Below are 23,859 nucleotides of genomic sequence, written 5' to 3'. Positions count from 1 at the left end.
GGAAAAAGAGTGTAGAAATTATGACTTTAAAAAAACTTTTTGCTATTTGTTTATTGTTGATGTGCCAGATGATTTCGGCGCAAACTGATTCTATTAATAAACTGAAAGAAGTTATAGTTTCTGATACCAATCTTAAGAAATACTCCAATTCACAATCGGTTCAGGTGTTAAATGATTCGATCATCAATAAAAATCAATCTTCTTTAACCTCTCTTTTAAATTACAATACTGTTATTTATTTTAAGGAAAATGGTCTTGGTATGACCTCCGGTCCTTCTTTTAGAGGAACTACTGCAGCACAAACCGCAGTTATCTGGAATGGTATCAATATTAATTCACAATTTTTAGGTCAGACAGATTTCAACACCATCGGAACAAGAGATTTTAATTCAATCGCTGTAAAAGCCGGAGGCGGAAGTGTTTTATACGGCAGCAGTGCCATAGGCGGAAGCATACATCTCAACAATGATTTAGAATTTAAAAAAGATTTCTCTAATCATCTTTTTTTCAGTGCCGGCAGTTATGATACTTACAATGCCAATTATCGCACTATGGTTTCATCAGACAAATATAGTCTTCAGGTTAGTTTTTCGCGAAATAGTTCAGAGAATGATTTTAAATATCCCGGAAATAGCGACCAGAGAAACAGTAACGGAGAATACTATAACACGAGTATGAATACCACTTTTGGATATAAAATCGATTCCCGAAATGTAATAAAAGTATACAGTCAGTTTTATGATTCAGAACGTCATTTTTCTTTAACGACTCCTACAGCATCCAAAACAAAATACGACGATTTTAATACCCGAAACCTTTTAGAATGGGAAAATAAATCTGATCGTTTTACTTCTAAAGTAAAATTGGCACATATTGGTGAATCGTACAAATATTTCTCTGACATTAATTCAGAGTTATTTACTTATGGAAAAGTCGAAACCTCGATTATAAAATATGATCTGGCCTTTGATGTCAATAACAAAATTAAACTTAATGCTATCGTTGACTATAATCGTAATAAAGGATATGGCTCGAGCATCAATAATGTAAAAAGGGAAATTGGTTCTGCAAGTTTATTATTAAGCCATCTAGTAACCGATAAATGGGATTATAATGGTAGTATTCGTCAGGAAATAACCGATAATTATGGCAATCCTTTTCTTTTTTCTTTAGGAACAAGATATTTGTTTACAGATTTTTACCGCATAAAATTTAATGCTTCAAAAAATTTCAGAATGCCAACTTATAATGACTTATTTTGGGAAGGGAGCGGTAATCCTGACTTAAAACCTGAAACATCTTATCAGGCTGAGATTGGTAATGAGTTTTTCACAAAAAACTTTTCATTATCCGTAACAGCTTACTACAATTCGATCAAAGACTTATTGCGTTGGGTGCCATCACAAGGAGGCGGAGACAATTGGTCACCTGAAAACACAAAAAAGGTGAGAGCGTATGGCGCTGAAGTCCTTTTAGAATGGAGAACCAAAATAGACAACCATAATTTTACACTTAACGGAACTTATGCCTATACGGTTTCCGAAAGCAAACAATTAATAAGTGGTGAATTGGTTTATAAGCAATTGATTTATGTTCCGTATCACAAACTAACAGGAGCTGTTTCGTACAACTGGAAAAAAGTTTCCTCCTATTTTCAATATCTCTATAATGGCGATGTTTACAGCACTCCTTTTAATAATCCTGCTACGAGAGTAAAAGATTATAACGTTGGTAATATTGGAGCTGATTATGACTTTGGCAAAAAGAACAGTTACAAAATTGGTTTTCAAATATTCAATATCTGGAACGAGAATTACCAGCCTGTCATAAGCAGACAAATGCCGGGAACAAATTACACTTTATACATTAACCTTAATTTTTAAATATCATGAAAAGATTTAATAAACTGTTTTTAACGATTGCGATAAGCTCGGCATTTTTTGTCTCGTGCAGCAATGATGACAATGACAAACAAGAGCCACGTGGAGATTATGATGGTGGATTATTCGTTGTTAATGAAGGAAATTTTCAAACGCCTAATGGAAGCATCTCTTATTTATCAGATGATTTACAAATCGAAAATAACGTATTCTCGTTAGTAAACCCGGGGAAAGTTACTGGTGACACTCCTCTGTCTGTTAGTTTTAATGGTGATGTAGCGTATATTGTTGTAAATGGTTCTAATAAAATAGAAGTCGTTAACAGATATACTTTTAAAAGTATTACGACTATTACAACAAGTTTAAAAAACCCGAGATTCATTGCTTTCGCTAATGGAAAAGGATATATCACAAACTGGGGCGATATCGCTGTTAAAACAGATGATTATGTAGCGGTGCTCGACCTTGCTTCAAATACTGTTACTTCTACAATTGCAGTAGTTGAAGGACCTGAAAAAATAATTGAGAACAATGGTAAACTTTATGTTGCACACAAAGGCGGAGGCGGACAAGGAAATTCTCTTACTGTAATAAACGCGGCAAATAATACCGTGGCATCAAACTTTGTAGTAGGTGATGTTCCTGGTTCATTAGTAAAAGATAACGGAACTCTATACATATTATGTAACGGAAGACCTAGTTATGCCGCTCCGGAAACAACCGGTAAGATCGTTAAAGTCAACTTAAGTACTAATGCTGTAACATCAACTCTTGATTTTCCAGGATTAACACATCCTGATTTCTTGGATATTGACAATAGTAAAATATATTATACGATTGGAAACAGCATTTATTCTATGGCTACAAACGCAACGGCTTTACCAACAGTAGAAACATTTAAAGCAACAGAGATTAGTTCTCTTTACGGCTTTGCTGCAAAAAACGGTAAATTATATGTGGCTGATGCCGTAAACTATCAGGATAACGGAAGTATTTATATTTATTCTTTAACAGGAACAGTTTTAAACAAATTTGGAGTATCTATTTTACCAAACGGTTTCTACTTTAATAACTAATCTAAGAACAGATTCAGTTTTACTTCCTGAACATAAAAAAGGCTTTCATTTTTTTGAAAGCCTTTTTTATTATTTTTATTTTAATGCTCTTAAAAGTCCTTCAGGAGCTTTTTCTATATACATTTGATCTCTTATTCCTGTCATTGCTTTACTGTCTGTAAAGTTCTTTAAAGCTATTCCTTTATCTAACTGGACTTTTTTAGCTGTTGATCCGGTAATTTGAGAAATAGCCACACTTAATAATGGTTCTGAAGGATCTCCTAAAACACCTAAATTACTAAAGTGCTCCAATTGTTCGACAGTCGGTTTTAATCCATCAGTATATTCACCAAAGTCCGCTGCATTTACAATTTTCAAAACCAAAGGCTGCATCGCATATTTATGATTCGGATTTCTTTTCGCTTTTCCAAAAGTTGGAGAATCATATAAAGTTATCGAACCTACGTTTTTTCCAACAGTAGTCTCCCCTACCTGAATTACTGAAATATAAGGTGCCAGTCCGTTGATCACTAATTCACTCGCAGATGCCGTACCGCTTGTTGTTATAATGTATATTTTAGACAAGTTTAAACTATTAATTGCCGCTCCGTCTATTTTATCAACAAACCTGTTGTTAAGAGATTCCGGATCTTCACTTTCATAAAACTCATTAATTTTTGCATTCCATTTTTCCTTGGCAAAAATCTTACTGGTAAATTGACCTGTAATCATACTGGCCAAACGTGTTGCAGTTTGTATAGAACCTCCTCCGTTATATCTTAAATCCAAAATAAGATCTGTAATTCCCTGCGATTTCAATTCAGCAAAAGCTGCATTAAGCTGCGTGTCATAATTGGCATAAAAGCCATTGTACATCAGATAACCAATTTTTGAACTTCCTGATGGAATTACTTTATTAATAAAAACAGGATTTTCGTTTAAAGTTGTTTTAACCAGGGAAACTGTTTTTCCGTTAGAAACAAAATCAGTTCCATTATAAGAAGCCATATTTAAAGTAAAACTATCAGCAGCCAAAAGTCCCTGATAATTTGAAACTGTCAATTGAGTCCCATTTACAGCTGTAAAAAGATCTCCACGTTTGATCTCTTTAGTTGAAGCATCAGAATTTGGAATAATATAACGTACATAGCCCACTAAGTTAGTTGTGCTTCCCGGTTTATAGCTTAATCTAAAATCTACACCGCTATTTTTTGTCGTTCCCTGCAGTTCTTGTTCCAAAACACTATAATCAGGAACGATCCAGCTAAAACGATCAATTGCCTGACCTTTAGGGAATTTACTAATTGGTTTATTCAACAAATCCTGAAATAAATCTTCTGGTTTAGAATACCCTCTTAAAAAAGAATTTAAAGCTTCCTGGTTATTAAAACGATCATCAGCTAAATTAGGCACATCAGCCTGCCACAAATAAAACTGATTTAGTCCTTTCCATACAAAATCATTTACCTGCAAACCTGCAGGAGACTCAACATCATCCTGATCCTCACAAGATTGCAAAGAAAATGCAAGTAGAAATAATAACAGTACGCTTTTTAATATTGTTTTCATATAGGGAGTATCTATGTAGTACTAACGTAAAAATAGTATCTTTAGTTTTAAGTATGATAAATTTAAAGTGTTTTTTGTTATAAAATTTACACATCTTCCTGTAACAAAAATAATAGTGCTTCGTCTTGACTATATAAGCTAACGACTAACCAACGAAAAACCAACAAATTTTATGAATCAAAATGTGTTTATAGAATTAATAAATCCTTTTAAAGACAAAGTTTTTCGTCTGGCAAAAAGATTATTAACCAGTACCGAAGAGGCCGAAGATGCGACTCAGGAAGTAATGGTAAAATTATGGAACAAGAAAGAGAATTTAAGCGATTATAACAATGTTGAAGCTGTTGCCATGACAATGACAAAAAATTATTGTCTCGATCAGTTAAAATCAAAACGAGCCGGAAACCTTAAAATTGTTCATAATAATTATACAGACCGGGAACCCTTATTAGATAAAAAATTAGAAGATTCTAATAGTTTAGAATGGGTAGAGAAAATTATAAATCAGTTGCCTGAACAGCTGCAAATATTAATTCAGTTACGCGATGTTGAACAATATGAATTTGATGAAATTGCGAAAATTGTCAACATGAATGAAACGGCTATTCGGGTAGCACTTTCGAGAGCGAGAAAAAAAATAAGAGAATCAATGCTTAATACACACGGTTATGGAATTCAATAAAATAGAAGATCTATTAGAAAAATACTTTCAGGGAGAAACGACTATTGCCGAAGAAAAAGAATTAAAAGCGTATTTTTCTTCACCAAATGTTGCGCAGCATTTAGAGCAGTACAAACCTATGTTTGGTTATTTCACTCAGGTAAAAGAACAAAAATCGACGCAGGAACCCGAGAGCTTTGCTCGAACTGGCGAAGCAATACCATTACAAACTAAGAAACGAAATGTAGCGTGGTTATCAATTGCGGCTTCGGCTGTTGTTTTACTGGGAATTGGAACCTATTTTTACACGAGCGAAAAAAACACAGCTCCGGTTGTGGCGCAATCAGAATTAGGAACCTATGATAATCCTGAAGAAGCACTTGCCGCAACGCAAAAAGCTTTGGCCTTATTATCAAACAATGTCAATGTAGGTATCGAAAGTGTACAATACATTAAAGAATACGAACAATCTAAAAACAAAATTTTTAAACAATAAATTAAATAAAATGAAAAATTTCATCATAACACTAGTTTTTGCATTCGTTAGCCACGCTTTTTATGCTCAGGGAGCATTTGACAAATTTGATGGCCAGGATGACGTAACATCCGTAATTGTAAACAAAAAAATGTTTGACTTAATGAGCAAAGTAAAAGTTGATGCTTCAGACAAAGAAACACAACAATATATCAGTCTGATTAAAAAATTAGATTACTTAAAAGTCTTCACAACCAAGAACCCTAAAATTGAAGCTGACATGAAAGCTTCTGCTGACAAATATGTAAAATCTGCCGGTTTAGAAGAATTAATGCGAGTAAATGACAGTGGCAGAAACGTAAGGATATCAGTAAAATCAGGTGCTACTGATTCTCAGGTAAAAGAATTGCTAATGTTTATTGACGGCGCTAAAAACGACGAGACAGTTTTGTTATCCCTAACAGGTAATTTTGATATCAACGAAATTTCAGTACTTACCGATAAAATGCAGCTTCCTGGTGGTTCTGATTTAAAAAAGGCCTCTAAAGGCAAAAAATAAAATGAAAATCAACGTTTTTACCTCCGCCCTTTTATTAGTAGTAACTCTGGTAAGCTGTAATTCTGAACCTTCACTGCAAAAATATTTTGTAGAAAATACAGACAATAAAAATTTTATTGCCGTCGATGTTTCGCCTGGTATTTTGAACGTAGACAAAACAAAATTATCTGCTGAGCAAAATGAAGCCCTGAAATCATTTGACAAAATGAACATTCTGGCTTTTAAATCAAGTGACAAAAATCAGGCAGAGTTTGAAACAGAAAAAACCAAAGTCAAAGCCATTCTGAAAAATCCAAAATACCAGCAATTGATGAGTTTTGGCTCAGGTAAAGACGGTGCATCAATAAGCTATGTTGGTACTGATGACAACATCGAAGAGTTTGTGGTGTTCGCCAATAAAAAAGAAAGCGGTTTTGCAGTAGTTCGGGTATTAGGAAAAAACATGAACCCAAACAACATCATGACTTTAATGTCTGTTTTGAGAGAATCAAAAATAGACATGGAACAACTGAAACCTTTGCAACAATTGATTAAACAATAACATCTATCTTACTTTAAAAACGAGAAGGCTCCATAATTATGGGGCTTTTTTTATGCTTCCCTTTTTTATAAAAACAAAAAAAAACATAAATATTGACTCAAAAAACACCTGAATTAACCCCCTATTTCCCTACAAACATTTGAAAGATTATACTGCACAATGTTTTTTCTTTTTATTTTGATCCGAGTGTAATTTAATTATATTTGTACCCAACCAAATAAGTTTATTAATTTAAACCTTACTAAATAACTAACTCTAGCTTAAAACTAATCTTCATTGAAAAAAGCATTAAAAATTGTACTTAAAATATTCCTTGTACTTTTTGGACTTATTTTAATATATCTAATAGCTGTGTTTTCCCTTTCTAAAATCACAGTAGATCAAGAACCAAACACAAAACCTGAAGTCGAAATTTATATTTTAACCAATGGCGTGCATACTGATATTGTTATGCCCACTAAAAATGATCAGATTGACTGGAGCCAGCAGGTAAAATTTGCCAATACAAAAGCTGCCGATTCTACTTATAAATATCTGGCAATGGGCTGGGGAGACAAAGGTTTCTATCTCGAAACACCGGAATGGTCAGACTTAAAAGCATCAGTTGCATTCAAAGCCGCATCAGGATTAAGCACAACTGCGATTCATGCGACCTATTACAAAAGCTTAAGAGAAGGTGCCGACTGCAAAAAAATGATGATTAGTAAAGAACAATACGATCGCTTGATCAGGTATATCTCCCAAAGTTTTCAGAAAGATGCATCAGGAAATTTCCTCAACATAAAAACGGATGCCATTTATGGTAAATCCGATGCTTTTTATGAAGCTACCGGAAGTTATAGCTTGTTTCATACTTGCAATACCTGGGCGAATAGCGCCTTAAAAGCCAGTGGCCAAAAATGCTGTTACTGGACCGCGACAGATTCAGGAATTTTTTCGAAATATAAATAAATTTAATATAAACATGGTACAAAAAACATCGAATGCCTTTATAGCGGCATCTTGGGTAGCTCTTGGAGCAGGAATGGTTGGATACATTGTTGGACTTGCAAGAGCCGAAATGTTACTCAATGAAAAAGGATATTATTTTACCGTTTTAATGTTTGGCCTTTTCGCGGTAGTTTCATTGCAAAAAAGTGTTAGAGACAGACTTGAAAAACTTCCGGTTACAGATATATACTACGGAATTTGCTGGTTCGGAACTTTATTATCAATTGTATTATTAGCTGTCGGTCTTTGGAATGCAACCATCCTTCCTAGTGAAAAAGGTTTTTATGCATTTGCTTTTTTATTAGCCCTTTTTGGTGCTATTTCGGTACAAAAAAATACCAGAGATAATATGTCATTCAGCCAAAACGAATAATTTTAAAAACACTAACTAAACCAACTTCCAAATTAACCACAAAAAGCTCCAAGTAATTGGAGCTTTTTTTATACCCGGACCTGAAATAAATCAATTGCCTTTATTATACGGTTTATTTTTTAATATTTCCCTCAACGTTTCTTTATCTTTTAAAACCTTCTGAGCTAAATAGATTGTGTTTTTGCTTTGTAACTTTACAAAGAAAAAGAGACTAATCAAAAAAGATTAGTTTATGAAGAGCCAGAATCATCTGAATGTTTTAAAAATAGCATGGAATAATATAAATGCAAACACTTATATTGAAGATCTCGAGTTAAGAAGAATAATACAATTGAATTCAAATTCTATAGTCAAAAGAATTTTCATCATTAGCTTAATAGAATTTGCCCTTTCTATCCTTCCGTTCTTTTTAGACGGAAAAGAATTTTTTACCAAAGAAATACTGGATGTTCAGAATACCAAGATAATGGTATATTTGGATTATTCTTATTATGCCATTTTTATTTTTTTTATAATACAATTCTACCTCAACTTTAAAAAAATCAATGCCCATTCAAACCTTAATGAATTATCAAAAAACATCTTAAAAACAAGAAAATCAGTTTACAACTATATCTATGTTAGCTTAATTATTTTTAATCTCAACGCTATTGTCTTCGCTTATTTATATTTAAATAGTAATTCTTCTTATCAAAACTTCATCAGCCATAATAATTCACAAAACAGTCCGTTTATTTTTCAACTTATTTTTTACTGCATTTTAATTGTATTTCTTTCCGTGATCACGTACTCAGTTTGGCTGCTATACAAAATACTATACCTGAAATTAATCAAGAAACTGGATCAAAACTTTAATGAATTAAACAGTTAAGCAATTCCTGAAAACTAAAAAAGCTCCAATTTTCATTGAAGCTTTTTTTATGTCAGAATTTGAGATTATTTACTCAAATACATTTTTCTTCTTGAATACAATTCGTAGAACTGATCGTCTTTTAAGTCATCAATAAACAAGATGCTTTCTCCTGTCGATTTCATCTCTGGTCCTAATGCTTTATTTACATTATGGAATTTACTGAAAGAGAAAACCGGCTGTTTGATTGCATATCCTTTCAATTGTGGATTAAAGTCGAAGTCAGTTACTTTATTGTGTCCTAACATTACTTTCGTAGCGTAGTTTACATAAGGCTCTCCGTATGCTTTTGCAATAAACGGAACCGTTCTTGAAGCTCTTGGATTCGCCTCGATAATATAAACCGTATCGTCTTTTATCGCAAACTGAATGTTGATTAAACCAACTGTTTTTAGCGCTCTTGCGATTTTTACAGTATGATCTTTTATTTGCTGCATCACGAATTCTCCTAAGTTAAAAGGAGGCAAAGTAGCATTACTATCTCCAGAGTGAACTCCGCAAGGTTCGATGTGCTCCATAATTCCTATGATGTAAACATTACCATCAGCGTCGCAAATTGCATCTGCTTCTGCCTCGATTGCTCCGGCTAAGTAATGATCTAAAAGCAATTTATTTCCCGGAATCGTTTTCAATAAGTTGATTACGTGTTCTTCAAGTTCTTTTTTGTTGATTACAATCTTCATTCCCTGACCTCCTAAAACATAAGAAGGACGAATCAATAACGGGAAGTCTAAAGTATCTGCAAGAGCAGAAGCTTCGTCAGCTGTTTCAGCAATTCCGAATTGTGGGAAAGGAATATTCAATTCTCTCAATAAATCTGAGAAACGACCTCTGTCTTCTGCTAAGTCAAGCGCATCAAAACTAGTTCCGATGATTTTTACTCCGTATTTAGATAATTTTTCAGCCAGTTTCAAAGCCGTTTGTCCACCTAACTGAACAATTACACCTTCTGGTTTTTCATGCTGAATAATGTCATAAATATGCTCCCAGAAAACCGGCTCAAAGTATAATTTATCAGCTGTATCAAAATCAGTCGAAACCGTTTCAGGATTACAGTTGATCATGATAGTCTCGTAACCACATTCTTTTGCAGCCAAAACTCCGTGCACACAAGAATAATCGAATTCAATCCCTTGTCCAATTCTGTTTGGTCCTGAACCAAGAACTATGATTTTCTTTTTATCTGTTACAACACTTTCATTATCTACATAACGCTCACCATTCGCTTTTTCGATTTCTGCCTCAAAAGTAGAATAGTAATAAGGTGTTTTTGCTTTAAACTCCGCTGCACAAGTATCAACCAGTTTAAACACACGGTTAATGTTTTTATCCATACGCAAAGTATGCACTTCGCTTTCCAGACAATTTAACATGTGAGCAATTTGTCTGTCAGCAAAACCTTTTTGTTTCGCTTCAAGCAACAATTCTTTAGGAAGATTATCAATTTTATAATTCGAAATTTCTTTTTCTAAAGTATAAAGTTCTTCGTATTGTTTCAGGAACCACATATCAATTTTTGTGATTTCATGAATACGGCTCAACGGAATTCCCATTGCAATAGCATCATAAATTACAAAAACACGATCCCAACTTGCAAAAGTTAGTTTCTCGATAATCTCTTCGTAGTTTTTATATCCTTTTCCGTCAGCTCCTAAACCATTTCTCTTAATCTCAAGAGATTGGGTTGCTTTGTGTAACGCTTCCTGAAACGAACGTCCAATTCCCATTACTTCACCAACAGATTTCATCTGAAGACCTAAGGTTCTGTCAGCACCTTCGAATTTATCAAAGTTCCAACGTGGTATTTTTACAATTACATAATCAAGAGTCGGTTCAAAAAGAGCCGAAGTTGATTTTGTAATTTGGTTTTGCAATTCATCTAAGTTGTATCCTAAAGCCAGTTTAGAAGCAATTTTAGCAATTGGGTAACCAGTCGCTTTAGATGCCAATGCTGACGAACGAGACACACGAGGATTGATCTCGATCGCTACGATATCTTCTTTTTCGTCTGGTGAAACTGCGAATTGCACGTTACAGCCTCCTGCAAAGTTTCCGATACTACGCATCATCAGGATCGCGTAATCACGTAATTTCTGGAAAGTTGTATCAGATAAAGTCATCGCTGGTGCAACTGTAATCGAATCTCCGGTATGAATTCCCATTGGGTCCATATTTTCGATCGAACAGATAATTACAACATTGTCATTTTTATCTCTTAAAAGTTCTAACTCATACTCTTTCCAACCCATCAAAGCTTTGTCGATCAAAACTTCGTGTATTGGTGAAGCTTCAAGACCGCGAGTCAAAAGTTCATCAAAGTCTTCTTTTTTATAAACAATAGCCGCTCCGGTTCCTCCAAGTGTAAACGAAGGACGAATTACAAGTGGAAAACCAAATTCCTGAGCAATTTCTTTTCCTTCTAAGTATGAAGTAGCCGTTTTTGCAGGTGCAGTTGGTACATTTATTTTTTCTAAAAGCTGTTTAAACTGCTCTCTGTCTTCTGTAATATTAATTGCATTGACATCAACTCCAATTAATTTTACTCCAAAATCCTGCCAGATTCCTTTTTCTTCAGCTTCCAAACATAAATTCAATGCTGTTTGCCCACCCATTGTAGGTAATACAGCATCAATTTGTGGATGTGCTTTTAGAATTTCAATAATCGATTTTGTAGTTAAAGGTTTCAAATATACGTGATCGGCCATTGTTGGGTCGGTCATGATAGTCGCTGGATTTGAGTTGATCAAGATAACTTCAATTCCTTCTTCACGAATAGAACGTGCAGATTGAGAGCCTGCATAATCGAATTCGCAAGCTTGACCAATAACAATAGGTCCTGAACCTATTATTAAAACTGATTTTATTGATGTGTCTTTAGGCATTTTATTTGTATTGTGTAGTTATAATATCGTATAAAAAACATTCGTAGCTCATTCTAAACTAGAACGTTGCAAAAAATTTAATGACAAGGTATAAAAAAAGGCGATACTAAAAAAAGTAACGCCTTATTTATGTTTATAGAAACATTATTTTTTGTGTCTAGGCTCGCTAGAAACAGTTAATTTATGTCTTCCTTTTGCTCTTCTACGCGCTAGAACTTTTCTTCCATTCGCAGAAGCCATTCTGTCCATAAATCCGTGCTTATTTCTTCTTTTTCTTTTCGATGGTTGAAACGTTCTTTTGCTCATTGCTTTGTATCTTTAAAATGGTATCTAATATCTCTTTTTTTGTTTTACAATAACCTTATTCTAAAACCGAGTGCAAATATACAAAGACTTTTTTTTCTGGCAAGTACTTTAATAAAAATATTTTTAATTCATTTTACTATATTTGCAATCACAAATATACATCTATTATGTTTCATAAGAATATTAAACTTATTTTGGCCGGACTTCTAGTAGTCGCAGGCGTTTGGCAATTTACGGAGAGTAATATCGGGAACGGAATATTCCTTCTTTTATTGACGGCAATTCCAATTTTTCTTTACTTTAAAAATGAATTTATCCTTTTAGCCTTCCTTAAATTAAGAAAACAAGACTTCGAAGGCGCTAAAAAATGGCTGGCATACATCAAAAATCCGGAAGCAGCTTTAGTTAGAAAACAACAAGGATATTTTAATTATCTTCACGGAATCATGTTATCTCAAACCAATATCAACCAGGCCGAGAAACATTTCAAGAAAGCAATCGAACTTGGACTATCAATGGATATGGATTTAGCAGTGGCAAAATTAAACCTTGCCGGAGTTGCAATGTCACGCCGCAGAAAACTTGAAGCAACCAACTTGCTAAACGAAGCTAAGAAATTAGACAAACAAGGAATGCTGAAAGAACAAATCACAATGATGAAAGATCAAATGAAGAAAATCTAGATTTCTTTAAATTACAATATCATTTTCAAGTTACAATATCAAAATCCCAAATTCCAATTAATGGCATTTGGGATTTTTTTTGTCTTGTACGCAAATCTTTGTCAAAGTTTTAAAACTTTTAAAAAGGTATCGAATCCCTAAATAATTGGGATTTGGGATCTTAAAGATTTCTAATCCTCTAAGATGATCGAAGGCAGATTCTCATTCAGCCATTTGTATTTATTGAGAATCATGATATGAGTGCCGCCTTTTACTACAATACAGCTGTTAATATACTTTATAGGAAAAACATCGTCCTGATCGCCATGAATATGAACTACAGCTGCATCGATCTCACTTCGATCCCAGCGAATAACAGATTCAACCGCCCATTGCAAATAATTGAGATCCCGAACCGCTAAAAACTTTTCGTATAACTTAATACGCTTATTTACTTTTTCTCCAAAAGAATATTTTGCAAGATTTTCGATATTTAAAATCAGCTTCATCGGAATCAGCTTGTATGCTTTTGTGGTTTTTCCGATTTTCATTCTTCTCGGAAATTCAGCATTACTTCTCACACTCGAAATAATAATTACTTTTCGCACCTGAATGTGTTTTGCCATTTCCTGAACCAAAATCCCCCCAAAAGAAACCCCAATTAAAACGGGATTTTCATGTTTGATTTTTTTTGTAATTCGCAATGCATAATCCGATAAAGACTCTTTTGGATGTGGAATCTCCCATTCCAACAAACACATTTCAAAAACAGATTCATCTAATTTGATTCTTTCAAAAATAGCCGGACTGGCAGCCAGACCAGGCATAAAATAAACAGGGATTTTACTCATTTGTCAGAAAAAGAATTACGGTTAAGTTTTTAATTACAAGCTAAAATTACTTTTTTTAGTAATATACACTACAAATGTTACACCATAAATGTTTTTCTAACGAAATAAAACCATAAAAAACACGGAAACCCCAGCCGTGTAGCGGTTTCAAAAAATAATTTTATATTGAAAATCAAATGATTACCTTTGTAGTCATGATAATCATTATCTAAACATCATTCCAAGATGTTTCAGATAGTGCTGTTAACGTTCTTTTTCTATTATTTTTTAATCCAATACCCCAAAAAACATGACTAATATGGAACCTATTGAAACTATGGAAATCAAAGACAACACTTTTGCAAGACAATTTGAAACCATAGTCCCCGAAGGATTACTTTCTGTTGAATATTCATTTCAGGAGAAAAAAATCTTTCTAACTAAAATCAACTCCCCTGAAGGTTTTGACAATCAGGCATTAATTGATGTAGTACTTAAAAACATCATGGATATTATCATCGAAAAGAAATTCAAACTAATGCCTATTCATCCCAGAATTGTATTATTTATCAAAAAAAACCCAGTCTACAAGGAATTACTTCCTCCCGGAATTAGAATTTAATTTTTAAAAATAACCAATAAGTCTCAGCCAAAGTCCACCGATGACCATGTAAATAAGCAACATTGTTACTCCGGTGACCAAACCTTTGACCCACCAGCTTTTTAGATCAACATAGCCGCTCCCGAAGAAAACGGGTGCCGGACCGTGTCCGTAATGTGTTAAGGTTCCGTAAAGTGACCCTACAAAACCAAGCATAAAAGCCAATAACAATCCAGGGATTCCTAACGAAATTCCAACACCAAGTAAAGCCGCATACATCGCTGCGACGTGTGCGGTTGCACTTGCAAAAAGATAATGACTGAAAAAGTACACCAGTATAATAATTGGAAAAGCCATTTGCCAGCTTAATCCGCCTATTTCTGCTTTTACCAAATTACTGAACCAACCAATAAAACCAAGTTCATTGAGCGAACTTGCCATCATTACCAAAACCGAAAACCAAACAATAGTATCCCAGGCACCTTTTTCAGCTTTTACGTCTTCCCAGGTTAAAACAGAAGTAAGCAATAAAATTACCAAACCAATAAATGCTGTTGTTGTCGCGTCTATAGAAAACAAATCTCCTGTCATCCAAAGGAATAATAAAATAAAGAAAGTCAACAACATCAACCATTCGTTACGGGTGATTGGACCCATTTCTTTCAGTTTTTGAGTGGCGATTTGTGGCGCATCCCCGGTTTTCTTTAGTTCCGGCGGATAAATTTTATACAATACAAGCGGAATCACAAAAAAAGCAACCAAACCCGGAACGATAGCCGCCGTTGCCCAGGAAATCCAACTGATTTTAATTCCTAAGTTAAGGGCAAACTTCTGACACATTGGGTTACTCGCCGTCCCGGTAAGAAACATAGACGAAGCAATTAGATTTGCATTATAACTGCTTAATGTAAGATAAGAACCTAATTTTCTGTGTGTTTCAGGCTGATCGGGCATCGAGCCAAAACTCATCGCCATAGATTTCATAATAGGATAAATAATCCCCCCTCCCCTGGCGGTATTACTTGGTACGGCAGGGGCTAAAACCAAATCAGCCAAACCTAAACCATACGCCAGACCAAGCGAACTCTTGCCAAATACTCTAATGAATAAAAAAGCAATTCGGTTTCCTAAACCTGTTTTAATAAATCCTCTCGCAATAAAAAATGAAATTCCGATGAGCCAAATCACTTTATCTCCAAAACCTCTAAGCGCCAAAGTAATTGACTTTCCGGCTTCACCGGGAGCCAAAACTTGTGAAAAAGCCGTTAGTGCAATGGCAATCATACACATTGTACCCATTGGAGCAGCTTTCAAGATGATCCCTAAGATAGTCGAAACAAAAATGGCAAATAAGTGCCATGCTTCAATTTTTACACCATCCGGAGCAGGAATCAACCAAATTGCAATTCCAACTGCAAGCGTTATTAAGGTTTGAGGAATTTTTACTTCTTTCATAAGAACAGATATTAAATTAGATTAAAGTCGGAGTTGTAATTGAATAAGAAACAAATCATCATTATAATACGATGTATCAGGAATATTTTTATTGTATCTGTCGAACTCAAATCCCATTTCTATACGCCCTAAATACGCTTTACCAAATTCAAGACTGATCATTGGCGTATAGGTTTTTCTCACATTCGAATTTACCTTAAAATTATTATCAAAAGATTCAAAACGGCAGGACAGCTCCAGAGAAGTCAATTTTTTATAATCGACAACATATCTCAGATTAGGCAAAAAATAAATCCCGCGCATTTGATAATCATCAACATTTGGCGTTCTCGCATCTGCCGGCAAAGAGAAATACAGGTTCTGATTGGTTCCTTGCTTATATTCAATTTGCAAATCAAAAATAAACCTGTCCGTCAGTTTAAAATCACTTGTGATATCAGCACCTAAAGCAAATACTTTCTGATCTGCTCTTTTTCCGATTCCTCCGTTTAATCCTAAATTTATCTTATAGCGTTTCGACAATTCAAACACCCATCTTGTTGCATATTGTTTCCCGTTGTCATTGTCCATTTCCTGATTTCTTCCGTTTCCGTTTAAAACTGAAATCGCATAACTCACAGGATTTTTACCAATATCGAAACTTCCGTTTGCAGAAGCACCAATCTGAAAACTCGTCCAGCCATTCTTTCCAAATTCATAATATTGATTGGAGAAGTCAAATGATTTTATAATATCTACCGGAACCAATTCTTCAATACCAAATGCAGGACGAAATTGTCCTCCGGTTAAAGCGAGATATCTGCTAAAAGTATATTTTCCGTAAGCGTTTTCAAGTACTTTCCCTTTAGGATCAGATTTAAAATCAGCCAGATTTACTAAAATTACAACTTCAGTGGTGTTACTTAATTTAGTATTAAGACCAACACGCATTCTTTTAATATCAAACGAACTTTGGGTAACCTCGCCCGTTGAATGATGCGCTCCCAAAACATCTACATTTGTTCCAAAACTTTCCAAGTATCTTGCCTGTATAAGTCCTTTGAACTGAAATTGCGGATATTTAACAGCACTTCCGGAATCTTCAGGCGCAGTTGTATTATTAGTTTGAGCATTTATAAAGAGCGGCGCTATTAAAAAAACAAAAACTATTTTTATTAGTAAAGATTTATTCATAAGCTCTTTCCATTAGAAATTATTCAATATCGGCACTTCAACAACACAACTCCCTATACCTATCTCCTGTTTGAACCTCCTGAAGCAGGTCTGGGAGTTGCTGGTCTTGTTGTGGGCTGTGTTGCAGGACGTGCAGACGGAGCAGTTGGCCTAACAGCAGGTCGTGTAGACGGAGCAGTTGGAGTAACTGGACGCGTAGCTGGTCTTGTTACAGGCTGCGCTGGCCTCACAACTGGTCGCGTTGATGGATTAGTCGGTGTCACCGGACGCGTCGTTGGTCTGGTGTTATTTCCGGGTCTCGTTGACGGATTCGTAGGACGCGTCGTATTTCCAGGTCTTGTCGATGGATTAGTAGGACGCGTCGTATTTCCAGGTCTCGTCGACGGATTTGTAGGGCGCGTCGTTGGCCTGGTTGTATTTCCGGGCCTTGACGGTCTTGTCACAGGAGCCGGTCTTTTATAATCCCTGCCATTATAGGTCGTATTATAACGTCCGTTAGTACGGTTGTCCCTAACAACCACTGATGTATTTCTTCTGGCAGCATAATTATTATAATACCTTGGATTTCTTATAACAGCAGTTCTTCGGTAATACGGACTTCTGTAGTAATGTCCGTGATATCCCCAATAATCATGGTAATAAACGGGACGCCAAGGACGCCAATACGGAGGATAATATCCCCAATGCCAAGGAGAGCGATAGGCTACATACACTGGAGAAAACAAAAATAATATAACCGGCCATGCACTAACACTCGCGCTTACATAACCCGGACTTGTAGTTGTAGTAGTATAGTTATTGGTTGTATTATTATTTACAATGACAGTACTGCCTCCCGTATATCCCGGATTTGGTGTTCCCGAAGCACTGCCGGAAGGCTCTACAATATAATTTTTACCATATAAATCTTCATCACCAATAGCCTGAACGTGAACATTGTTTTTTTTATCTTTATCAACTTCAATAACTGCTACATCTTGCGTTTCGTTATTATTTACTGCTACCTGAAGCACAATTACATGTGTATTGCCTTCTTTATGGCTTTCGATCTCAATATAGTCGATTTCTCCGTCGTTATTTAAATCTAAATTATTAACCTTATTGTCCGGATCGTTTAAGGCTTTTTCAAAATCTTCTAAAGTTTTAGATTTCTGAAAAATATCTAAAACTGCATACAAATTAAGGTTATCTCCAGGCAAACCTAAAGCAACCGGCTCATTATCTGTTTGAGAAAAAACAGGAAGACTAAATAAGCCAGTCAACACAACAACTAAAAAGAAGGCTCTTTTTTTCATGTTAATAAGTAGTTAATTTAGAAATATTCCTACTAAGATATAAAAAAAACACATAAAGTGCATCAACATCAAATATCTTTCTCTTTTCGCTGTAAAAGTTTCAATTCAACCCTCTATTTCCTTTTTATAAAGGCAGATTGTAAGACTAATATGTTTAACTTTGTAGATAACCGTATTTCACATACACTTGTTCCGCTTGTAATATCTTACAAAAATCTGTTTACGATTTATCATATAATAGAAACAAAAATTACAATGAGAAAACATCTACCTATTTTATTTTTCTTCTTTTTCTTAACTTACGGATATGCTCAGATAGAAATCTCACCAACTCTTGAAGACGCTATTCATAAAGCTATAGAAAAAAGTTCTTCCTTAAAAAACAAAGACCTGGATATTGAAAAATTAAACCTTCAGGAAAAAGGAGTCTGGAACAAATATATCCCAACTGTAGAAGCCAGTGCATTGTATACTTATTTTGATAATAAGCTGACAGTCGATCTTCCAACGGCTACCATACCGATTGTGAATTATCCTTTATTTGACGGAAAAACAGCTTTTAAAAATTACGGTAACATTTTTAACGGAAGCGTAATGGCAAAAACAGTCTTGTTCAGTGGTATGCAAATTCCAAACGGAGCGAAGGCAGTACATGAAAAAATGAAAGGAACCGTATTCTTAAAAGAATCTGAGAAAGATGCAATTACAAAAGATGTCATTAATACTTTTGATCAATTAGAACTTTTAAAAGAAATCGACAGACTAATAAAGGAAAGCGAAAAAAGACTTGACACAGAAACCAAACGTGTTACAAAGGCAATAGAACAAGGACTTGCAATTCCGTATGACCGTGATAAAATAAAGCTGGCATCTCTTGAATTGGCATCTAAAAAGATTGAACTCGATGGAAAACGAAAATTAGTGTATAAAAAAATCCAATACCTGACAGGTTACTCTATTACCGAAATAGAAAATGTTAAGTACAACCTGACTCCCTATTTAATTGCTGATGAAAAATTAAGCACTCAAAATAAGCAGGAAATAAAAGCACTGGAATCGTTTAAAACTGCCTACGAATATTTATTAAAGAAAGAAAAAGGTACTTATCTGCCCACTTTGGGAGCATTTGGAGGAGTTTCTTATTCGAGTTTATTTGATGCCAATGCCACAACACCGATAATTACAGGAATAAACGAAGCATTATATTTAGGATTAAATGAAGCAACAATAAGCAACAACTGGGTGGTTGGTGCCGCTATGAAATGGGAAGTATTTTCCGGTTTTGAAAGAAAACACAAAGTACACGAAGCCAAAATAAATGTCGAACAGGTACAAAACCAGATTGATGACACTAAGGAAAAACTGGAATTGCTCCTGGAAAAAAACCTGGTTGATTATAGTGTTCTTACTCAAAAAATTGATATTACCCAACAACAGGAGAAAGTAGCCGCTAATAATTTGAATTTAGCCATAAAACAGTACAAAGAAGGCCTGATCAATATATCTGAACGCCTTGAAGCCGAAAACGATTCGTATAAAGCCTCTGTAAATAAAACGACAACTTTAATCGAACAACGATTAGCAGCCATTGAAACCATAATCGTCACTGGCGATTTATCAAAAAAACTATCCAAATAAAAGTTCTGTTCTATGAAAAAAGCAATTATGACAATCAGTTTAATTTTCATTTTTATAAGCTGCCAAAAAGCTAAAAAAGAAAATGTAATTCAGGGAAAAATAGAAAAAGAACAAATTGCGGTTGTAAGCAAAATACCGGGCAAGATCCTGAAAATCTTTGTCAAAGAAGGTGATATTGCCCAGAAAGGAGACACACTTGCCATTCTTGATATTCCGGAAGTAGATGCCAAAAAAAATCAGGCCGAAGGAGCTGTCATCTCTGCAAAAGCACAATACAAAATGGCTGTAAAAGGAGCAACAGAAAACCAGATCAAACAGCTTGAAGCTAAAAAAATGGGATTAAAGGAGCAATATAAATTTGCTCAGAAATCAATCCGACGATTGAACAATATGCTTAAAGACTCTCTAATCTCACAACAAACTTATGACGAGACTTTTGCCAAATATCAAGGAGCACAAGCGCAATACAATGCCGTCATTGCCGAATTAGATGATGCCAAAAAAGGAGCTCGTATCGAACAGCAAACAATGGCTTTGGGACAACAGGACAGAGCTCTTGGCGCATTGCAGGAAGTAGAAACCGCTGATAAAGAACGCTATATCATTGCCCCACAAAACATGAGTATAGAAACCATTACTCTAAATCTGGGCGAACTAGCACTACCCGGCTATACTTTGTTTAATGGCTATATTGCCAATAGTACTTATTTCCGTTTTACAATTGCAGAGAACCAATTGGCAAAATTCAAAAAAGGACAGGAAATTACCGTTCATGTTCCCTACAAAAAAGAAGATATTAAAGGAACTATTTCTACAATAAAACAATTGGGAGCTTATGGAAATATAGCCACCGCGTACCCGGATTACGAAATGCAGGAAAGTTTATTCGAAATGAAAATAACACCTTCCAACAGTGACCAGACAAAAGATCTTATTACAAAAACAACCGTTACCTTATCTCTTTAACTATGCAAAATTTCTTTTCATTGCTTAAACGGGAATTCAGATTATTCTGGAGCAATAAAGTCCTCCGATTGCTTTTTATTGGCGCACCTATACTTTATGGCGTATTATTAGGATATGTTTACGGCAAAGGAAAAGTAACTGATTTACCTATAATCATTATTGATCAGGACAGATCTGAATTAAGCTCAAAAGCAATTCAAATGTTCGAAGATAATGAAGTCTTATCTATTGCATCGATTTTATACGACCAGAATAATCTTTCTAAAATTGCTATCGAAAAAGAAGCGGCCTGCGTTGTTATGATCCCGAAAGGTTTCGAAAAAATGACCCTGACAAAAAGATATCCTGAAATTACTACCATAGTCAACACATCCAATGTTTTAACGGCCAATTATGCGTCGACAGCGATACAGGTTTGTCTGGGAACATTAAAAGCAGGTGTTCAGATTGAAACGTTAAGAAAACAAGGTATCCCCGAAAATTTGCTTGCCTCGCAATATGAACCTTTCAAAACTACTTTTATAAAAAAATACAACCGCAGCACTAATTATATGTACTTTCTATGGCCGGGCGTTTTGGCAACCGTTTTACAACAAGTACTATTATTGGGACTGGCTCTTTCTTTTGCCTCTGAATTCGAAAACGGAACTTTTAAGGATTTAGTAAATAGATGTCCTTCTATATTAAAACTTCTGGCTGTAAAAATTATTCCTTATATGTTAATGAGTTTTGGAATCTGGTTTATTTACTGGCTCTTTACTTTATGGTTCAGGCTCCCTTTTTATGAAAACTTACTTCCGCTCACCTTTATAGCCGGAATCTTTGTGCTTTCCGTTTCTTTTATTGGTATTCTGGTCAGTATTTTAGTTCCAAATCAATTAAAGGCCACTGAAATTTTAATGGTAATTGCAACGCCAAGTTTTATCTTAAGTGGTTTTACCTGGCCTTTAAGCCAAATGCCTCAAGCCGTTCAGGCAATTGCCAACGTGATTCCCCTGACTCATTTCCTGAAAGCTTTTAGGATCCTGATTATTGAGGACGGAACTTTTTCTCAAACCACTACACCTGTCTGGAACATGATTATTATAGGTTTCATCTGCTCAATTGCGGCATATATCGCTCTATATTTTAAGAAAAAAAGTGTTTTAAAAGAGGTCTAAACTCTTCATTTACTCCATAAAAAAACGGTCTAAGATTAATTCCTTACACCGTTTTTTTTATTTGATTTGAAATTACTTTTCAATCTCTCTCATCGAATCCATTTTTTTATGTGCAAGGAAACCGGCAACATCTTCAAAATGTTCTTTGACACGCTTGTTTCCAAACTCAAAAACTTTAGTCGCTAAGCCGTCAAGGAAATCACGGTCGTGAGAAACTAAGATCAAAGTTCCGTCGAAATCACGCAGCGCATCTTTGATAATATCTTTAGTCTTCATATCTAAGTGATTTGAAGGCTCATCCAGAATCAATAAGTTCACAGGTTCCAGCAATAATTTAATCATTGCCAAACGCGTTTTTTCACCTCCAGAAAGTACTTTTACTTTTTTGGTAATATCATCACCCTGGAACATAAAGGCTCCAAGAATATTTTTTATTTGGGTACGCACATCTCCAACCGCAATAGCATCAATAGTCTCAAAAATGGTAGCATTTTCATCTAATAAAGAAGCCTGATTCTGGGCAAAATATCCAATCTGAGAATTGTGTCCAATTTCAACACTTCCTTCATCGATACCAATTTCTTTCATGATCGCTTTGATCATAGTCGATTTACCTTCTCCATTTTTACCTACAAAAGCTACTTTTTCACCTCTTTCGATAACCACATTAGCATCTTTAAAAACAACATGATCTCCGTATGATTTAGAAAGCTCTTTTACCACAACAGGGTATTGACCGGAACGTGCTGCCGGAGGGAATTTAAGTTTCAATGCTGAATTATCTACTTCATCAACCTGCACAATAACCAATTTCTCTAACATCTTAACACGAGACTGAACCGCGTCTGTTTTAGAAAAAGTCCCTTTGAAACGATCAATAAAAGCTCTGTTATCAGCAATCATTTTTTGTTGCTCATCGTAGGCTTTTTGCTGGTGTATACGACGGTCTTTTCTTAATTCTAAGTAATGGGAATATTTCGCTTTATAATCGTAAATTCTTCCCATTGTAACCTCGATCGTACGATTCGTAATATTATCTACGAATGCTCTGTCGTGCGAAATTACCACAACTGCCTTTGCTGAATTGATCAAAAACTCTTCTAACCACTGAATACTTTCAATATCCATGTGGTTGGTTGGCTCATCCAGTAATATTAAATCCGGTTTTTGAAGTAAGATTTTCGCCAATTCAATTCGCATTCTCCATCCTCCTGAAAATTCAGAAGTCTGACGCGTAAAATCCTCACGTTCGAAACCTAAACCTACTAAAATCTTCTCAACTTCAGCTTCGTAATTTACTTCTTCGATTGCATAAAATTTCTCACTTAAGTCAGAAACTCTTTCGATCAATTTCATGTAAGCATCACTTTCATAATCTGTACGAACCGTTAATTGTTCATTGATTTCATCGATTTCAGCTTTCATTTTAAAAATTTCACCAAAAGCTTTCGATGCTTCTTCCATTACTGTAGAACCATCTTTGGTCAACAAATGCTGAGGCAAATAAGCGATAACAGCTTCTTTTGGAGCCGAGATACTTCCGGTAGAAGGTTTGCTCTGTCCTGCAATAATTTTTAAAAGTGTCGATTTTCCCGCACCATTTTTACCCATAAGGGCAATTTTATCATTTTCATTTATAGCAAAAGAAACATCGCTAAATAATGTAGTTCCACCAAACTGAACCGAAATATCGTTAACTGTAATCATTTAGATTTTTAGATTTTTAGACTGCTTAGAGTATTAGATTTCTTAGCAAGTGCTTTTTTGAAGGTGCAAAGATAGATTTAATTAGAGAATGTGGCAATTAGAATTCAAGATTTTAGAGAGTTAGACTTCCTAGACTTTTAGAAATTATCAAAAAAAAGACGAAACATTAAG

The 23,859-nt window shown here is 34.9% G+C and carries 22 protein-coding genes; 14 read left to right on the top strand and 8 right to left on the bottom strand.

What is annotated here, in order from left to right; genetic code table 11:
• Nucleotides 1-20 precede the first annotated feature (20 nt).
• Both B0A67_RS12865 and B0A67_RS12860 read left to right on the top strand, forming a co-directional pair.
• Nucleotides 21-1,883, top strand: a complete 1,863-nt coding sequence (locus B0A67_RS12865; protein WP_072959362.1) for a TonB-dependent receptor plug domain-containing protein — start codon at nucleotides 21-23, stop codon at nucleotides 1,881-1,883.
• A gap of 5 nt (nucleotides 1,884-1,888) precedes the next feature.
• The gene (locus B0A67_RS12860) at nucleotides 1,889-2,956 is read left to right on the top strand and encodes a YncE family protein (RefSeq protein ID WP_072959053.1); all 1,068 of its coding nucleotides are present in this window, start codon (nucleotides 1,889-1,891) and stop codon (nucleotides 2,954-2,956) included.
• Between the two features lie 75 nt (nucleotides 2,957-3,031).
• Here the strand turns inward: B0A67_RS12860 and B0A67_RS12855 are convergent, their stop codons facing one another.
• Nucleotides 3,032-4,504 carry a S41 family peptidase gene (locus B0A67_RS12855; protein WP_072959050.1) on the bottom strand — a complete coding sequence of 491 codons (1,473 nt, stop codon included), beginning with the start codon at nucleotides 4,502-4,504 and terminating at the stop codon, nucleotides 3,032-3,034.
• Nucleotides 4,505-4,676: 172 nt separating this feature from the next.
• Here B0A67_RS12855 and B0A67_RS12850 point away from each other — a divergent pair, with 172 nt between their 5' ends.
• The 7 genes from B0A67_RS12850 (at nucleotide 4,677) to B0A67_RS12820 (ending at nucleotide 8,974) form a co-directional block, all read left to right on the top strand.
• Entirely contained in the window at nucleotides 4,677-5,186 is a 510-nt protein-coding gene (locus tag B0A67_RS12850) for an RNA polymerase sigma factor (RefSeq protein ID WP_072959045.1), read from the top strand.
• Nucleotides 5,173-5,661, top strand: a complete 489-nt coding sequence (locus B0A67_RS12845; protein WP_072959042.1) for a hypothetical protein — start codon at nucleotides 5,173-5,175, stop codon at nucleotides 5,659-5,661. Before B0A67_RS12850 ends, B0A67_RS12845 begins: the two co-directional genes overlap by 14 nt.
• A 10-nt stretch (nucleotides 5,662-5,671) precedes the next feature.
• Entirely contained in the window at nucleotides 5,672-6,199 is a 528-nt protein-coding gene (locus B0A67_RS12840) for a DUF4252 domain-containing protein (RefSeq protein ID WP_072959358.1), read from the top strand.
• A gap of 1 nt (nucleotide 6,200) precedes the next feature.
• Nucleotides 6,201-6,740, top strand: a complete 540-nt coding sequence (locus B0A67_RS12835) for a DUF4252 domain-containing protein (protein ID WP_072959038.1) — start codon at nucleotides 6,201-6,203, stop codon at nucleotides 6,738-6,740.
• A gap of 276 nt (nucleotides 6,741-7,016) precedes the next feature.
• Nucleotides 7,017-7,691: a TIGR02117 family protein gene (locus B0A67_RS12830; protein WP_072959035.1), complete on the top strand. Its 675-nt coding sequence runs from the start codon at nucleotides 7,017-7,019 to the stop codon at nucleotides 7,689-7,691.
• Between the two features lie 13 nt (nucleotides 7,692-7,704).
• Nucleotides 7,705-8,103 carry an inner membrane protein YiaA gene (gene yiaA / locus B0A67_RS12825; protein ID WP_072959032.1) on the top strand — a complete coding sequence of 133 codons (399 nt, stop codon included), beginning with the start codon at nucleotides 7,705-7,707 and terminating at the stop codon, nucleotides 8,101-8,103.
• A 232-nt stretch (nucleotides 8,104-8,335) separates the two neighbouring features.
• A complete protein-coding gene (locus B0A67_RS12820) occupies nucleotides 8,336-8,974 on the top strand; it encodes a hypothetical protein (RefSeq protein ID WP_072959029.1) in 639 nt (212 codons plus the stop codon).
• Between the two features lie 65 nt (nucleotides 8,975-9,039).
• On the opposite strand, the gene carB is transcribed toward B0A67_RS12820, so the two are convergent.
• Entirely contained in the window at nucleotides 9,040-11,895 is a 2,856-nt protein-coding gene (gene carB / locus B0A67_RS12815) for a carbamoyl-phosphate synthase large subunit (RefSeq protein ID WP_072959026.1), read from the bottom strand.
• 144 nt (nucleotides 11,896-12,039) lie between these two features.
• A complete protein-coding gene (gene rpmH / locus B0A67_RS12810) occupies nucleotides 12,040-12,201 on the bottom strand; it encodes a 50S ribosomal protein L34 (RefSeq protein ID WP_008464848.1) in 162 nt (53 codons plus the stop codon).
• A 167-nt stretch (nucleotides 12,202-12,368) separates the two neighbouring features.
• Between rpmH and B0A67_RS12805 the strand changes: the two genes are divergently transcribed.
• Nucleotides 12,369-12,884, top strand: coding sequence for a hypothetical protein (locus B0A67_RS12805; protein WP_072959023.1), 516 nt, complete (start codon nucleotides 12,369-12,371; stop codon nucleotides 12,882-12,884).
• A gap of 170 nt (nucleotides 12,885-13,054) precedes the next feature.
• Here B0A67_RS12805 and B0A67_RS12800 read toward each other — a convergent pair whose 3' ends face one another.
• Nucleotides 13,055-13,714: an alpha/beta hydrolase family protein gene (locus B0A67_RS12800; protein ID WP_072959020.1), complete on the bottom strand. Its 660-nt coding sequence runs from the start codon at nucleotides 13,712-13,714 to the stop codon at nucleotides 13,055-13,057.
• 316 nt (nucleotides 13,715-14,030) lie between these two features.
• Here B0A67_RS12800 and B0A67_RS12795 point away from each other — a divergent pair, with 316 nt between their 5' ends.
• A complete protein-coding gene (locus B0A67_RS12795) occupies nucleotides 14,031-14,315 on the top strand; it encodes a GNAT family N-acetyltransferase (protein WP_072959355.1) in 285 nt (94 codons plus the stop codon).
• Between the two features lie 3 nt (nucleotides 14,316-14,318).
• On the opposite strand, the gene B0A67_RS12790 is transcribed toward B0A67_RS12795, so the two are convergent.
• The 3 genes from B0A67_RS12790 to B0A67_RS12780 are packed head-to-tail and all read right to left on the bottom strand — an operon-like array spanning nucleotide 14,319 to nucleotide 18,217.
• Nucleotides 14,319-15,749 carry an anion permease gene (locus B0A67_RS12790; RefSeq protein WP_072959017.1) on the bottom strand — a complete coding sequence of 477 codons (1,431 nt, stop codon included), beginning with the start codon at nucleotides 15,747-15,749 and terminating at the stop codon, nucleotides 14,319-14,321.
• A gap of 21 nt (nucleotides 15,750-15,770) precedes the next feature.
• Nucleotides 15,771-16,922 (bottom strand): porin, encoded by a 1,152-nt coding sequence (locus B0A67_RS12785; RefSeq protein WP_072959014.1) that lies wholly within the window; start codon nucleotides 16,920-16,922, stop codon nucleotides 15,771-15,773.
• Between the two features lie 59 nt (nucleotides 16,923-16,981).
• Nucleotides 16,982-18,217 (bottom strand): hypothetical protein, encoded by a 1,236-nt coding sequence (locus B0A67_RS12780; RefSeq protein ID WP_072959011.1) that lies wholly within the window; start codon nucleotides 18,215-18,217, stop codon nucleotides 16,982-16,984.
• A gap of 255 nt (nucleotides 18,218-18,472) precedes the next feature.
• Here B0A67_RS12780 and B0A67_RS12775 point away from each other — a divergent pair, with 255 nt between their 5' ends.
• The 3 genes from B0A67_RS12775 to B0A67_RS12765 are packed head-to-tail and all read left to right on the top strand — an operon-like array spanning nucleotide 18,473 to nucleotide 21,981.
• On the top strand, nucleotides 18,473-19,855 hold the full coding sequence (locus tag B0A67_RS12775) for a TolC family protein (protein ID WP_072959352.1): 1,383 nt from the start codon (nucleotides 18,473-18,475) through the stop codon (nucleotides 19,853-19,855).
• 12 nt (nucleotides 19,856-19,867) lie between these two features.
• Nucleotides 19,868-20,821 (top strand): HlyD family secretion protein, encoded by a 954-nt coding sequence (locus B0A67_RS12770; protein WP_072959007.1) that lies wholly within the window; start codon nucleotides 19,868-19,870, stop codon nucleotides 20,819-20,821.
• Nucleotides 20,822-20,823: 2 nt separating this feature from the next.
• A complete protein-coding gene (locus tag B0A67_RS12765; RefSeq protein ID WP_072959003.1) occupies nucleotides 20,824-21,981 on the top strand; it encodes an ABC transporter permease in 1,158 nt (385 codons plus the stop codon).
• A 72-nt stretch (nucleotides 21,982-22,053) separates the two neighbouring features.
• Here the strand turns inward: B0A67_RS12765 and B0A67_RS12760 are convergent, their stop codons facing one another.
• Nucleotides 22,054-23,688, bottom strand: a complete 1,635-nt coding sequence (locus B0A67_RS12760; protein ID WP_072959000.1) for an ABC-F family ATP-binding cassette domain-containing protein — start codon at nucleotides 23,686-23,688, stop codon at nucleotides 22,054-22,056.
• Between the last annotated feature and the right edge of the window lie 171 nt (nucleotides 23,689-23,859).

The organism is Flavobacterium aquidurense, from assembly GCF_002217195.1.
Classification (GTDB): Bacteria; Bacteroidota; Bacteroidia; order Flavobacteriales; family Flavobacteriaceae; genus Flavobacterium; species Flavobacterium frigidimaris.
Note: the sequence above shows the minus strand (reverse complement) of the source record. Positions and strands in the feature narration are given on the sequence as shown.